Source organism: Plantibacter sp. Leaf314 (genome assembly GCF_001423185.1).
Classification (GTDB): Bacteria; Actinomycetota; Actinomycetes; order Actinomycetales; family Microbacteriaceae; genus Plantibacter.
Genome location: NZ_LMOB01000001.1, coordinates 2,574,290 through 2,586,765, shown reverse-complemented (window position 1 = coordinate 2,586,765; position 12,476 = coordinate 2,574,290). Strand labels below are relative to the sequence as shown.

Genomic DNA, 12,476 nt, shown 5'->3' with positions numbered 1-12,476 from the left:
GGTCTCGAGCATGGCGCATGAGACCATCGGGCATGGCTTCCATGGATGATGCACCCCGGATCGGGGACCTCGAGGTCGACGGCGACGCCCTCACCGGCGATGGCACGACACTCTCGGCGCTGGCGGACGAACTTGCTTGCGGCATCGATGAGACCACCGCCGCTGAGGCCCCGTCGGACGGTTGGCGGGTGCTCCGCCGGTTGGAGAGTGGTGCGGTGTACCTCGGTTCGCCGGTCGACGCGGACCACCGGACCTGGCGCGTGGCGCAGGTGCATCCGAGCGAGCAGCTTCCGCTGGTGCGCGTCCACCCGAACACCATGGACCTTCGACCGAGCCGAGCCGAGCGGCGACAGGGCTTGGAGCTGCGGTGGCCGTCGTTCGTCGCGGAGATCGCCGATCCGAGCGACCTCGTCGTCGACATCGTGATCGCGGGCACCGCCAGATGGACGCCGGAGAGCGAGGGGTTCCGAGCGGTCGGGGCCCTCACCGCGCCCGGCGAGACCGGATTCTCCTTCGGGTGGATGGGTTCCGCGGCGGACCGCGCCGTCCCGCTCGACCCCGGCGAGGTCACCCGTGTCCCGGTGCAGCTCCAGCCGCAGTCGGACGCCAACTCGCCGGAGCCCGGCCCCTACGACCTCCACGTCGTGGTCGTCGAACTCGGGCTACGCCTCGCCGAACCGCTCCGCGTCGATCTGACGGCCGAGATGGTCGGCCGTCAGCTCGCCAAGCAGAATCAGCACCGGGCCGACGCCGCGACCGAGCGCCGGGCCTACGACCGACAGATCGAGGCGGAGCGGCTGCGTGTCAGCGCCCGCCGGTCCTGGCCCGAGATCGCCGAGGTCGTCGGGAGCGCGGCGTCGGACGACGAGGCGCTCGCCCGCATCGCGCCCGTTCTGGACTGCGAGCCGGAGCAAGCCACGTCCGTCTACGACACCTCGCTTCGTGGGCTGGTCAGGGCGGACGCCGACCGCCGCGACGAGCGCCTGCAGGAGCTCATCCGTCGCCGTGACACCATCGGATGACGCTTCACCCGAGCGACCGAGCGGCTTGACGGGAGAGACCCCGACTCACCCCGTGCGCGGCGATGAGCCGCGCCGGTGCAGTCGGGGCAGGAACAGCGCGAGACCGAGGAAGACGACGCCGAGCACCGGAGCGACGGCACGGATCGCAGGGACCACCGGACCATCGACGTACCAGGGCAGCGGGAACCCGAGATTGGTGTTCCCCGTGGCATGCAGGGCGGCGAAGTCGAAGAGGACCACCCACTGCTGCGGGCTCGTCGACCCGTCCCGGTAGGACGGTGCGATCGCGAGGATCGAGCGGTCGTCGGTGGTGACCGATCCGCCGTCCGCACCCACCTCACCCCGGTTGATCTGCTGGTCGGTGTACTCCGGCAGGCCGTCCTCGACCGGGACGTACATGCGCCATTCGTCCCGGAGCCGGACCTCGCCGGCGGAAGGGTCCTCCTCCCCGTGCGGCGCACTCACCGTGGCGACGAATCGAACCGGCAGCTCATCGGAGCCGATGATGTCGGCCGGTTCGACGATCGGCACGCGGTCGACGACGCGTGAACGGGTGTCGACGTCCAGGAGCGTGAAGGTCCGGCCGCTGCGCGCATACGAGCCGAAGCGGGTCGTCGCCCCCTGGAACCGCTCGAGCTCGACCTCGGTTCCGTCGGCCGCCGTCACCGTGATCCGATCGGGCGCGCTGAACGCCGGCCCGTCAGCGGGGACCACCGGCATGGTGAGCCCCGCGGCGGTCGTGAACGCGAGGACCGCGATGACCCCGGAGAGCACCTGCAGCACGGAGCGCTGGTGCCGCCGCTGGCTCGTCCGTTCCGCCGACTCGCCCACCCCGGTCTCGCTCCGCACCCGCTGATCGTCCATGCCTGTTCCCCGTTCCCCGCCGGCCACCCTAGCGGGAACACCGGTCGATCACCGGTCGAGGCGCAGCGCTACGCCTTACTGCCCGTCAACGCGATCGTGCCACCGAGGCCGATCAGCATGACGCCACCGCCCGCGGTCAGCTTCGAGAGGCGCTTCGGGCTCCGCGCGAACCAGGCCCGCGCCGTCCCCGCCGTGAGCGCCCAGACGCTGTCGCTCACGAGCGCGATCGCGAAGAAGACGAGTCCGAGGATGGCCATCTGCACCGGGATCGCCCCGTGGTCGTAGGCGACGAACTGCGGGAGGACGGCGACGAAGAACACGATCGTCTTCGGGTTCGTCACGCCCACGAGGAAGCCCTCCCCCAGGAGCCGTCGTGAGGACGGACGCGCCTTCGTCGTCTCCGCGGTGCGCGCGTGGTCGTTGCGATGACGGATCGCCTGCACCCCGAGGAACACGAGGTACGCGGCGCCGACGAGCTTGATGACGGTGAACACGACGACCGATTCGGCGACGATCGACCCGACGCCGAGTGAGACGAGCGCCACCGCCGGCAGCATCCCGAGGGCGTTGCCGACCACGCTGAGGACACCCGCCTTCCGTCCCAGCGCGAGTGAGCGGCCGATGACGAAAAGGATGCTCGGCCCCGGGATGACGATCAGCGCGAGCGACGCCAGGGCGAACGCCCACAGGTTGGTCGGGGGAAGCATGCGGACTCCGATGATCGGCTCGGGTGGTGAGTCGAATGTAGACGAGCGACGACCGCTCGCGCGCGCTCAGCTCGGCCGGATACGCTGGCGGACGGGGCGAGTCGACCGCTCGACCGACGAGGGGATGCCGGATGCTGACTGATGCGCTCACCATCGTGCTGGCGATCGTCTCCGCGCTCCTCCTCGGATTCGCCGCCCGTCGCGTGCTCGATGCCCCCGTCGGCTGGCCGCGCAGCATCGTCGTCGGCCTGGTGGTGTTCGTCACCGGTCCCCCGTTCGCCAGCTGGCTCGTCCAGCAGACCGGCCTCCTCCAGGACGGCCAGGTCGACGACGCCCGTGCCGCGTTCGCCGCGATCGCCGTCGCCCTCCTCGCGATCGGCTGGATCTTCGCCCTGGGTCTCGGTGTCCTCGTCGCCATCGAGGTGATCATCCCCACCCGCCCGTTGATGAACCCGATCGACGTGGTCCGCTCGGCGATCCGGCGCCGTCGCCGCACCCGCCGCTACCTCCAGATCCTCACGATCGCCTCGCGTCACGGCGCCGGCTGGCTCGTGCACGGCCGATCCCGCGTGCAGCTGGAACTCACCACGAGCGAGCAGCGCGCCAATGCGATCATCGCGACGATCAACGACTCCGGCGTCACCTTCGTAAAGCTCGGGCAGGTGCTGTCCACACGCCGTGACCTCGTGCCGGAGCCCTACCTCAGCGCCCTCGCCTCCCTGCAGTCGGAGGCGACGACGCTGCCGTGGCACGAGGTCGAGGTCGTCATCGAGACCGAACTCGGTGCCCCGATCGACACGGTGTTCGCGTCCATCGACTCCGAACCGCTCGCCGCCGCCTCCGTGGCCCAGGTGCACACCGCTGAACTCCTCGACGGCACGCCCGTGGTCGTGAAGGTCCAGCGTCCCGCCGCTCGGGTGCAGGTCGAGGCCGACGCCGACATCGTCGTCCGCCTGGCCGAGCGCGCCGAGACGCACACGAAGTTCGGGCAGGACCTGCGTCTCGCCTCCGTCGCCCGAGCGTTCACCTCGACCCTCCTCGAGGAGCTCGACTACCGGATCGAAGCCCGCAACGTGGAGATGATCCGCAGCACCCTGAAGCGGCGCGACGAGCACGACGACGGCGTCCGGATCACCGTCCCGCGCGTCTACCCGGCGGCGTCGGGCGCCCGGCTACTCACCATGGACCTCGTCGACGGGCTCCCCCTCAGCCGCGCCCGCGAGCGCATCGCGACCATCCCGTTGGAGGAACGGCGGGCACTCGCAACAGGGCTCATGGAGGTCGTGCTCGAGCAGATCCTCGTGCACGGCGTCTTCCACGCCGACCTGCACCCGGGGAACGTCATCCTCCGCGAGGACGGCTCGCTCGGCCTCATCGACTTCGGCGCCGTCGGTGTCATCGAGCGCAGCCAACGTCAGCGGCTCACCGCGGTGATGCTCGCCACCGTCAGCGAGGACGACATCGCCGCGACCGACGCGCTCCTCCTCATCGTGGACCTGCCGGAGGACGCCGACCTCGACGCCCTCCGCCACGACGTGGGCATCGTCATCACCACCGAACGACACCGCCCGGGCGGCGACGGTTCGATCTTCAGCCGTCTCCTGGACGTCATCCGCCAGCACCACATCGCCCTGCCCGGCGACCTCGCGGCCGCGTTCCGCAGCTTCGCGACCCTCGAGGGGTGCCTCAAGGCACTGGACCCGGACTTCGACATGTTCGAGCAGGCGCTGCCCATGGTGCCGCGACTGCTCCGGCGTGCCCGGTCGATCCGCCAGACGGCCGTGACGTTGCAGGCCCAGGCCGCGGTGTCGGCCGCGCTGGCACGCAACCTGCCGCGCCGACTCGACGCGCTCCTGTCCGGACTCGAGCAGGGCACAGTGGGGGTGACCTTGAAGGGCCTCGCCGACGAACCCGCGAAGGGACTCGTCCAGGGGGTGACGGCGGAGATCGTCGGCACGTTGATCTCGATCGCCGCCATGGTGATCGCCGTGGTCCTCGTCGTGACGGGTGCGGGCCCGACCCTGCCGGGCGGACTCCGCATCTTCGACCTCATCGCCGCGTTCATCGGCTTCCTCGGATTCCTCGGCCTGCTGCGCGTCCTGCGGCAGACGGTCATCCGGCGAGGCCAGTGATCGACGCGTTCTCCACGCAGACCCTGGTGTTCACCAGACCCCGCTAGCGTGATCGGGTGAGCGCCCCCGGACTGCAGCGACGACTCGGCACCAGCGCCGCCGTGTTCATCGGCCTCGGTTCGATGATGGGCGCCGGCGTGTTCGCGGTGTTCCAGCCGGCCGCCCAGGTGGCGGGTGCCGGCCTGCTCATCGGACTCCTGATCGCCGCGGTCGTCGCCTGCTGCAACGCGATGTCGTCGGCGCAACTCGCCGCCCAGCTGCCCTCGGCCGGCGGCAGCTACGTCTACGGTCGCGAACTCATCGGGCCGTGGTGGGGGTTCGCCGCCGGGTGGAGCTTCGTGATCGGGAAGACCGCGAGCGCCGCGGCGATGGCCGTCGCCTTCGCCGCCTACGCCGCGCCCGCCGAGTGGAGTCGGCCGGTCGCGGCGGTGGCGGTCGCCCTGGTGGTCGTGACCAACTGCCTGGGCGTGACCCGCACGGCGACGGCGACTCGCGTGATCGTCGTGGGTGTCCTGCTCGTGCTCGCCGTGGTCGTCGCCTCCGGGGTGTTCGGGCCGGCGGCGGGCGTGACCGGTTCCGCGTCGCTCGGGTTCGATGCCGGGCCGCTCGCCGTGCTGCAGTCCGCCGGTCTGCTGTTCTTCGCCTTCGCCGGGTACGCCCGCATCGCGACCCTCGGCGAGGAGGTCCGTGACCCGGCCCGGACGATCCCGCGGGCCATCGGCATCGCGTTCGCCGTGGCGGTGGTGGTCTACGCGGGCGTGGCCGTGGTGGCGTTGCTCACCCTCGGTGCCGACGGTCTGGCCCAGGCGTCACGACCACTGGCGGCCGTGGTGGAGGCGAACGGGTGGCCGTGGGCGACGACGCTCGTACGGGTCGGAGCGGCGGCCGCCTGTCTGGGTGCACTGCTCGCCGTGTTCGCCGGCGTGGGTCGGACCGCGTTCGCGATGGCGAGGACCGGCGACCTCCCGCGGTGGCTCGACGCCGTACACCCCCGCTTCGCGACCCCGTACCGCGCAGAACTGCTCGCGGGCGCCGTCGTCATCGTGCTCGTGCTGCTCGTCGACCTCCGGAGCGCGATCGGCTTCTCCTCGTTCGGCGTCCTGCTGTACTACGTGGTCGCGAACGTCGCGGCGCTGCGGCAGACGAGTGCACATCGACGGTATCCGCGGGCGGTCAGCGTGGTGGGTACGGCCGGGTGCGTGCTGCTGATGGGCACGCTGCCCCCGGCGTCCGTCGCCGTCGGGAGCGCGGTGGTCTTGCTCGGGTTCGCCGGGCGGGCGATCATGGTCCGTCGACAGACTCGGTGAGCGGTTCCGGTCCCTGAGCCTGTCGAAGGGCCTCGCCCCAGTCCCTGAGACTGCCCCGGTCCCTGAGCCTGTCGAAGGGCGGCCCGCTACAGCTGGGCGGACAGCCGGAAGATGTTCTCGACCGCGAGCTCGGCGGCGATCGCGTCGCCGGCCTCGACCGCCTTGCGGAGCTCCGGGTAGCCCTGTTCCTTCGCGGCCCAGTCGGTCGTCTCCTCGGTGCGGGTCGCGGACGACCGGTAGGTGAGGCCATCGATGATGTCCTTCGTCGCCGCGACGAGGGTGGCGTTCGGGCACGCGGTGATGAAGGCGTCGAAGAGCTCCCAGCTGAGACGTCCGTGCTCGGCCATGTCGCGCTGCTCGACGACGACGATCACCTGGTTGATCGAGCGGACGAGTGCCTTCTTCTGTGTCGAGCCGAGGCCGGGGACGGTGACGCGGACGATGCCGCCGAGCATGGCGCCGAGGGTCTGCATGACCTCGGTGCGCTGAGCGGGGTCCGGCAGGGCGACGCGGGTGTAGCGCTGGGCGGCCATCTCGATGAGGCCGACGCGGGCGAGGTCGTTGAGCGCTTCGCGGATGGGGGTGCGGGAGATGCCGAGCCAGGACTGGAGTTCGCCGTCGTTGAGGTGCTCGCCGGGCTCCAGCGTGCCGTCGAAGATGGCGGTGCGGATGCGCTCGACCGCGACCTCGCGGAGGGACCGACGCTCGACGGGCGGGTTGGCTGAGGGCACGGGCATGCGGGTTCTCCTTCGTCGGCGAATGCTACGGCATCAGCGTACCGAATATCAGCGGAAGCGGACCCCGTCAGTCGGTCCCGCCCGAGGCAGATGGCACGCGGCCCCGACTCCGGCTGAATCTCAGGCGGCACCGCCGAAGTACACCTCTACCTCGCGCACGGCGCCGTCGATCACGCGGGTCGCCTCCACGTTCCGGAAGGTCGTGCCGTCGACGACGTACTCGTACCGGCGGAGGACGATGCCGTCGGTCTCGACGATCTGCAGCGTGACACTCGGGGCGTCGAAGTGGTCGGCGCTCGGGAAGCAGCGCTCGAACCAGGCGGCACGGTCGAGGTGATCGTCCTGTGGGCTGGTGAAGACGAAGTCCGCGTGGATGAGCGCCTCGGCCGCGGCCCGGTCCTGCTCGTGGAAGGCCCGCATGAGCGCGAGAACCGTGTCGATCGCCGATGAACGCATGCGGGGAGTGTACGCCCGGGCACGGCACCAGCCGAAGGGCGTTCCCGGTCGCCGGATCCGTCGCAGGGTGCGCCGGTCCCTGAGCTTGCCGAAGGGCATTCCCGGTCCCTGAGCCTGCCGGAGCGCACTCCCGGTTCCCGAGCCTGTCGAGGGGCACCCTCCGTCCCTGAGCCTGTCGAAGGGGACCCCGGTGAACGGCTTTGCCGGGGTCCGACTCCGACCTCAGGACGCTCCCGGCCGCCGCATCCACCGCAGAACCCCGGTCCCTGAGCTTGTCGAAGGGCGATCTCTTGGCCAGTCGAAGCGCCCATGACCAGACCCCATCTGTCGGATAAATACCCTGATCAAAAGGATATTCCGCACCCGTTCCAGTGTCAGTGGTCCGTGTTTGGATGGAACCATGACCAGCACCGCACCGAACCCCCTCGCCGCCGCCGCGGCGGGGTTCGATGCCGCGTGGAACGGTGCGCTCGACGCGATCCGTGCCGGGACGGGTGTCGCCGAGCAGCTCGAGAACATGAACGGTGAGGCACTGTTCCGCGTCCTCGACGAACTCGGTGCCGTGCATCACGCGGTCGAGGTCCTGGCCGCGCGGGTGACCGGGGCGATCGCGCTTCGTCCGTCGCCGACGGGCCGCGACGGGAACCTCGTCCGGGCGGCCGGCTACGCCAACCCTGGCGTGATGGTGTCGGAGCGGTGGCGGGTGGCACGTGCCCGTGGTTCGGTCATTGCTGAGGTCGGCGCCGCGATCACCCAACCCCGCGGGCTCCTCGGCGAGCTGGAGGAGTGTCCGTTCCCGGACATCGCCGCCGCCCTCGAGGCGACACCAGCCGCCGACGATTCCTCCGTCTCTGCCGAAACGGACGGTGCCGGGCCCGCTCAGGCCGAGGCTGCTGGCACGGTGCCCGCCCCGCTCAGCGTCGACGGGGCGGCGGTCATCGTCCGCGAACTGCGCAACGCGGGCCGCATCTGCGCCACCGTCGAACTCCAAGCGGCGTCGGTCATCGCGGTCGAGCACGCCGCGCACGCACCTTTGCAGGATGTCGTCCGGATCGCGAAGCTCGTCCGCACCCGCCTCGACCAGGACGGCCGGGAACCCCGCGACGAACTCCTCCGCCGAGCCGAACGCGCCACCCTCCGAGAGCTCCCCTCCGGCATGACGCTCCTCCGCGCCGAACTCGCCCCCGAAAGCGCCGCGTTCGTCCGCGCCGGCCTCGACGCCCTCGTCGGCGCCGCGATCCGTCGACCGTCCTTCGTGGACACCGACACCGCCGGCGATCAGCTTGACGGTTCCGGCACACCCATGCCGGAGGGCCTGTCGGTGATCCCCACCGACCGGCGCCGAGCGATCGCGCTCACCGAGATCTTCCGCCACACGGCCGGCTGCAGTGGTGCCGCCACCGAGCTCGCACCCGTGTCCGTCGTCATCCGCGTCGACCACGACACCCTCGAAACCGGCCTCGGCGCAGCCACCATCGACAGCATCGAAGAACCCATCGGCGCAGGCGCCCTCCGCCGCCTCGCCGCGGACGCGAAACTCATCCCCATGGTCCTCGGCGGACCCTCCCAGGTCCTCGACCTCGGTATGGGTGCCCGCTTGTTCTCCCGCGCCCAGAAACTCGCCCTCGCCGAACGAGACGGCGGCTGCGCCTGGACCGGCTGCACCCACCCACCATCCTTCACTGAAGCCCACCACCTCACCTGGTGGTCAGCAGGCGGCCCCACCGACCTCGACAACGGCATCCTCCTCTGCCCCTTCCACCACCACCGCATCCACGACGACCACTGGAACATCCAGGTGCGCGACGGCGTGCCCTGGTTCATCCCACCCGGCACCATCGACCGACACCAAACCCCCATCCGCGGCGGACGCATCCGCCTCGCCGCCTGACACATGGCACCCGTCCGCCCACGCGCCGCCCACGCCGCCCTTCGACAAGCTCAGGGACCGGAGACGACCAGCCACGGACCAGCACTGCCCAGAGGGAACGGAGCCGCTCTCCGAAACCGGACCACCCGGTCCGTGAGCCTGTCGAAGGGCACACGCACCACCTCCACGCCCTTCGACAAGCTCAGGGACCAGGTTGCGCTCAAGGACCGGCGCTGCACTCAAGGACCAGCGCTGCACTCAGGGACCAGGGTTGCGCCCAGGGACCAGTGGTGGTCGCCGTCAGCCCTCAGCGCGCGACGCCCACCTCGGCGGTCGACGCACGCACCACGAGCCGCGGCACCGAACGCACCGTGCCGACGGAGTCGGCCTCGGTCAGCACCTCCAGCAGTGTCGACATGATCGTCCGGCCGAGCTCGGGGAAGTCCTGCCGCATCGTCGTCAACGGTGGCGCGAAATGCTCCGCCTCGGGAATGTCGTCGAACCCTACGACACTCACGTCGTCCGGCACCCGGATCCCGCGCTCGGTCAGCGCGTGGATCACGCCGAGCGCCATCTGGTCGTTCGCCGCGAACACCGCCGTGAACGACGACCCCGCACCGGTCGGACCGTCGCCGGCGCCCCGACTCGCGACGAGCTCCCGCCCCAACCGGAACCCGCTCGCCGGCGTCCAGTCCCCGACGAGCGGCTCGCGAGCCACAAGGCCGTGCTGCGACAGCGCATCCCGCCACCCGCGCACCCGCTCGAGGGCGTCCACCGAATCCGCCGGTCCGGCAAGATGCACGATCCGCCGGTGCCCGAGCCCGACGAGATGCTCCACGAGGATCCGTGCCCCCTGGTACTGGTCGATGGAGACACTGTGGAACCCGTCGTGGCGACTCGATTCGACCGCGACGAGTGGAACCCCCAGGTCGATGCCACGCACCGCGTCGAGCGCTTCGCGATGTGCGGCGATGAGCACGATGGCTTCCACGTTCTGCCGCAACAACAACTCGACCGCCTGCCGCAGCGACGCCGGATCCGACTCGAGCATGCTCGCCATGCTCACCGCATACCGGGCGTCCCGCGCGGCCTCGTTGAAGCCGAGCGCCGTACTCGACGGCCCGTAGTCCGGCCCGCCGGTCGTGATGAGCCCGATCGTCCGCGACCGCCGGGTGACGAGGGAACGCGCCGCCTGCGACGGCGTGTACCGCAGCTGCGCGATCGCCTGCTCGACCCGCAGCCGCGTCGCAGGACGCACGTTCGGGAGGTCGTTGAGCACGCGCGACACCGTCTGATGTGAGACACCGGCGAGCCGCGCGACGTCGAAGATGGTCGCGACCCGTGCCTTCTCGTCGTCGTTACCCACCAGTGCTGCCGGCTCCCGCCTGACGACGTCCGTCCGCCGCTCTCTCAGAGCAGCGTATCCGGCGATCGCGGGCATGATCGCGCGATCAGCGCCGTCCACAGCGGTTCAGCGGCTCAGCAGCTCAGCCGTCACCGCGCATGGGCAGGGCTCCCCATCGCCCCGGGAAGGAGCCGACGGTAGCGTGAACGACGTCGCGGACGGCCGCCGCGCCATCCGAACCCGGCGTCGCCCCTCAGGAGGAGCTCACATGATCATCTGGACCCGCTGGGGCATCGTCGTCTTCCTCATCTTCGGCCTCTCCGTCGGCGCCGGATTCCTCATCAAGGCGGTCACGGTGCCGAATCTCGACGACAGCGCACCGCAGACGGGCGTCTTCGTCGGCATCGGATTCCTCCTCGGCGCCGTCGCCTGCTGGGCCTTCGGGAAGTACGCGCTGGCCAAGCTGGACGCCCCGCGCCCGGTCGTCGTCTGGCAGCAGCTCGCGCAGCCGTACGTCAACGAGCACGGCCTGACGGTGAAGCAGGAGGCCGTCCCGGTGCTCCACCCGCAGACCGGCGAACAGCTCTACAGCCGACCGAGCTCGACCCTGTTCTTCATCCCGGTGCGCTTCTGGGCGTTCATCATCGCGGCGATCGGTGTGGTCGCGATCGTCGTGGGGTTCGTCTCCAGCTGAGCGAGCGGTTCGTCTCCAGCTGAGCGAGCAGGCGGTCAGCCCTGGCGGCCCTTCCAGCGTGGGTTCAGCTTGTTGATCACGAAGACCCGCCCGCGCCGTCGGACGATCTGTGAGCCCGGCTTGTCCTTCAGCGACTTGAGCGATGCGCGGACCTTCATGGTGGCCTCCCGTGGTGACGATGCGTGCTAACTTGTTGAGAACGATTCTCAACAAAAGCCACCGTAGCACCACTGTTCAGGAGAGCCAGCCGTGACCCGCACCAGCGCCCCGTTGTTGACCGTGACCCTCGTCCTCGGCACCTGTCCACCGGAGCGCCGCACCGTCGCACGCCAGATCGCCGGCTCCTCGTCCGCACTCGTCTCGATCGAACGGTCCGGCCTCGGCGAGAGCGCCCACGCCGAGATCGACGACGCGATCGAGGCGATCGTGCGGCACCCGCTCGCCCCGCGACATCTCGTGCTCGACTGCGGGAGCACGGTCCGTCCCGTCGACGCGGTCTCCGCGGTCCTCGGGCATCGGGACGAGGCGTTCCTCGACGCGGTCGTGACGGTCGTCGACGCCGCACACCTCCTGCGCGACCTGCACGACGACGAGTACGTGACCCACGAAGACGACGACGGCGACACCGTGTACACCGCCCGGTCCATGATCACCGTCGAGCACATCGAGTACGCCGACACCATCGCCGTCGCCGGGCGGCGCGGCGTCACCCACGCGCAGCTCGCCGTCCTGCTCGCCCTGCTCAGCCACCTGAACCCGACGGCACTGACGCGCTTGGTCGAACCGGTCGCGACCCGCCCTCGGGCGACTCCCGGGGTCTCGGCGACGGCAGGGAGCCGCCAGCCGCTCGCGCGCTACCGCGACTCGCCGTTCGACCTCGAGCGCTTCACCACCTCACCCGGATGGATCGCGATGCTGAACGGCGAGCACCGCCCGTGGGTCGACCACGAGCGCGTGACCACCCTCCGCTTCGACAGCCCTCGACCGATGCACCCGGAGCGCCTGCTCGCCTGCTTCGACGGCCCCATCGAGGCCGGCGACCTCGGGCAGGTGATCCGCACCGCGGGCTTCCTCGCCCTCGCGACCCGGGCGTCGCGGGTCGGTGTCTTCCAGCACGTCGGTTCGATGATCGACCTGGAACCGACCTCGTTCGAGACGAGCGATCCGGGGGCTCCGCTCGGGCAGGAGCTCGTCATCACCGGGATCGACCTCGACGAAGCTGCGATCACCGCCGCCCTGCACGGCTGCACGCTCACGGACGAGGAGCTGCTCGCCGGTCCGGCGGCTTGGGCCCGCTACCCCGACGCCTTCACGCCGTGGAGCTCGACGCACGAGCACTGAG

At 70.6% G+C, this 12,476-nt stretch carries 12 protein-coding genes; 6 read left to right on the top strand and 6 right to left on the bottom strand.

The features are described 5' to 3' along the window. Positions 1–41: 41 nt before the first annotated feature. Positions 42–1,022 carry a hypothetical protein gene (locus tag ASF68_RS12175; protein ID WP_056010601.1) on the top strand — a complete coding sequence of 327 codons (981 nt, stop codon included), beginning with the start codon at positions 42–44 and terminating at the stop codon, positions 1,020–1,022. Positions 1,023–1,067: 45 nt separating this feature from the next. On the opposite strand, the gene ASF68_RS12170 is transcribed toward ASF68_RS12175, so the two are convergent. Beyond that, a complete protein-coding gene (locus ASF68_RS12170; RefSeq protein WP_056010600.1) occupies positions 1,068–1,886 on the bottom strand; it encodes a hypothetical protein in 819 nt (272 codons plus the stop codon). A gap of 68 nt (positions 1,887–1,954) precedes the next feature. Beyond that, entirely contained in the window at positions 1,955–2,593 is a 639-nt protein-coding gene (locus ASF68_RS12165) for a LysE family translocator (protein ID WP_056010599.1), read from the bottom strand. Between the two features lie 131 nt (positions 2,594–2,724). Between ASF68_RS12165 and ASF68_RS12160 the strand changes: the two genes are divergently transcribed. Beyond that, positions 2,725–4,725, top strand: coding sequence for an AarF/ABC1/UbiB kinase family protein (locus ASF68_RS12160; protein ID WP_056010597.1), 2,001 nt, complete (start codon positions 2,725–2,727; stop codon positions 4,723–4,725). Positions 4,726–4,781: 56 nt separating this feature from the next. Beyond that, a complete protein-coding gene (locus ASF68_RS12155; RefSeq protein ID WP_056010593.1) occupies positions 4,782–6,032 on the top strand; it encodes an APC family permease in 1,251 nt (416 codons plus the stop codon). An 86-nt stretch (positions 6,033–6,118) separates the two neighbouring features. Here ASF68_RS12155 and ASF68_RS18985 read toward each other — a convergent pair whose 3' ends face one another. Together ASF68_RS18985 and ASF68_RS12145 are read right to left on the bottom strand one after the other, a co-directional pair. Then, positions 6,119–6,769: a GntR family transcriptional regulator gene (locus tag ASF68_RS18985; protein WP_056010590.1), complete on the bottom strand. Its 651-nt coding sequence runs from the start codon at positions 6,767–6,769 to the stop codon at positions 6,119–6,121. Positions 6,770–6,889: 120 nt separating this feature from the next. Then, positions 6,890–7,225, bottom strand: a complete 336-nt coding sequence (locus ASF68_RS12145) for a nuclear transport factor 2 family protein (RefSeq protein WP_056010587.1) — start codon at positions 7,223–7,225, stop codon at positions 6,890–6,892. A gap of 400 nt (positions 7,226–7,625) precedes the next feature. Between ASF68_RS12145 and ASF68_RS12140 the strand changes: the two genes are divergently transcribed. Beyond that, on the top strand, positions 7,626–9,116 hold the full coding sequence (locus ASF68_RS12140) for an HNH endonuclease signature motif containing protein (protein WP_056010584.1): 1,491 nt from the start codon (positions 7,626–7,628) through the stop codon (positions 9,114–9,116). Between the two features lie 286 nt (positions 9,117–9,402). Here ASF68_RS12140 and ASF68_RS12135 read toward each other — a convergent pair whose 3' ends face one another. Then, positions 9,403–10,461, bottom strand: coding sequence for a LacI family DNA-binding transcriptional regulator (locus ASF68_RS12135; RefSeq protein ID WP_056011907.1), 1,059 nt, complete (start codon positions 10,459–10,461; stop codon positions 9,403–9,405). Between the two features lie 247 nt (positions 10,462–10,708). Here ASF68_RS12135 and ASF68_RS12130 point away from each other — a divergent pair, with 247 nt between their 5' ends. Next, positions 10,709–11,134, top strand: coding sequence for a hypothetical protein (locus ASF68_RS12130; protein ID WP_056010581.1), 426 nt, complete (start codon positions 10,709–10,711; stop codon positions 11,132–11,134). A gap of 35 nt (positions 11,135–11,169) precedes the next feature. Here the strand turns inward: ASF68_RS12130 and ykgO are convergent, their stop codons facing one another. Next, on the bottom strand, positions 11,170–11,292 hold the full coding sequence (gene ykgO / locus ASF68_RS12125) for a type B 50S ribosomal protein L36 (protein WP_056010578.1): 123 nt from the start codon (positions 11,290–11,292) through the stop codon (positions 11,170–11,172). A gap of 91 nt (positions 11,293–11,383) precedes the next feature. Between ykgO and ASF68_RS12120 the strand changes: the two genes are divergently transcribed. Beyond that, positions 11,384–12,475 carry a GTP-binding protein gene (locus ASF68_RS12120; protein ID WP_056010575.1) on the top strand — a complete coding sequence of 364 codons (1,092 nt, stop codon included), beginning with the start codon at positions 11,384–11,386 and terminating at the stop codon, positions 12,473–12,475. Position 12,476 lies beyond the last annotated feature (1 nt).

Bases quoted from the DNA above. Each gene is read 5' to 3' on its own strand.
- ASF68_RS12160 (WP_056010597.1), top strand. From the start codon at position 2,725: ATGCTGACTGATGCGCTCACCATCGTGCTGGCGATCGTCTCCGCGCTC.
- ASF68_RS12145 (WP_056010587.1), bottom strand. From the start codon at position 7,225: ATGCGTTCATCGGCGATCGACACGGTTCTCGCGCTCATGCGGGCCTTC.
- ykgO (WP_056010578.1), bottom strand. From the start codon at position 11,292: ATGAAGGTCCGCGCATCGCTCAAGTCGCTGAAGGACAAGCCGGGCTCA.
- ASF68_RS12140 (WP_056010584.1), top strand. From the start codon at position 7,626: ATGACCAGCACCGCACCGAACCCCCTCGCCGCCGCCGCGGCGGGGTTC.
- ASF68_RS12170 (WP_056010600.1), bottom strand. From the start codon at position 1,886: ATGGACGATCAGCGGGTGCGGAGCGAGACCGGGGTGGGCGAGTCGGCG.
- ASF68_RS12165 (WP_056010599.1), bottom strand. From the start codon at position 2,593: ATGCTTCCCCCGACCAACCTGTGGGCGTTCGCCCTGGCGTCGCTCGCG.
- ASF68_RS18985 (WP_056010590.1), bottom strand. From the start codon at position 6,769: ATGCCCGTGCCCTCAGCCAACCCGCCCGTCGAGCGTCGGTCCCTCCGC.
- ASF68_RS12130 (WP_056010581.1), top strand. From the start codon at position 10,709: ATGATCATCTGGACCCGCTGGGGCATCGTCGTCTTCCTCATCTTCGGC.
- ASF68_RS12175 (WP_056010601.1), top strand. From the start codon at position 42: ATGGATGATGCACCCCGGATCGGGGACCTCGAGGTCGACGGCGACGCC.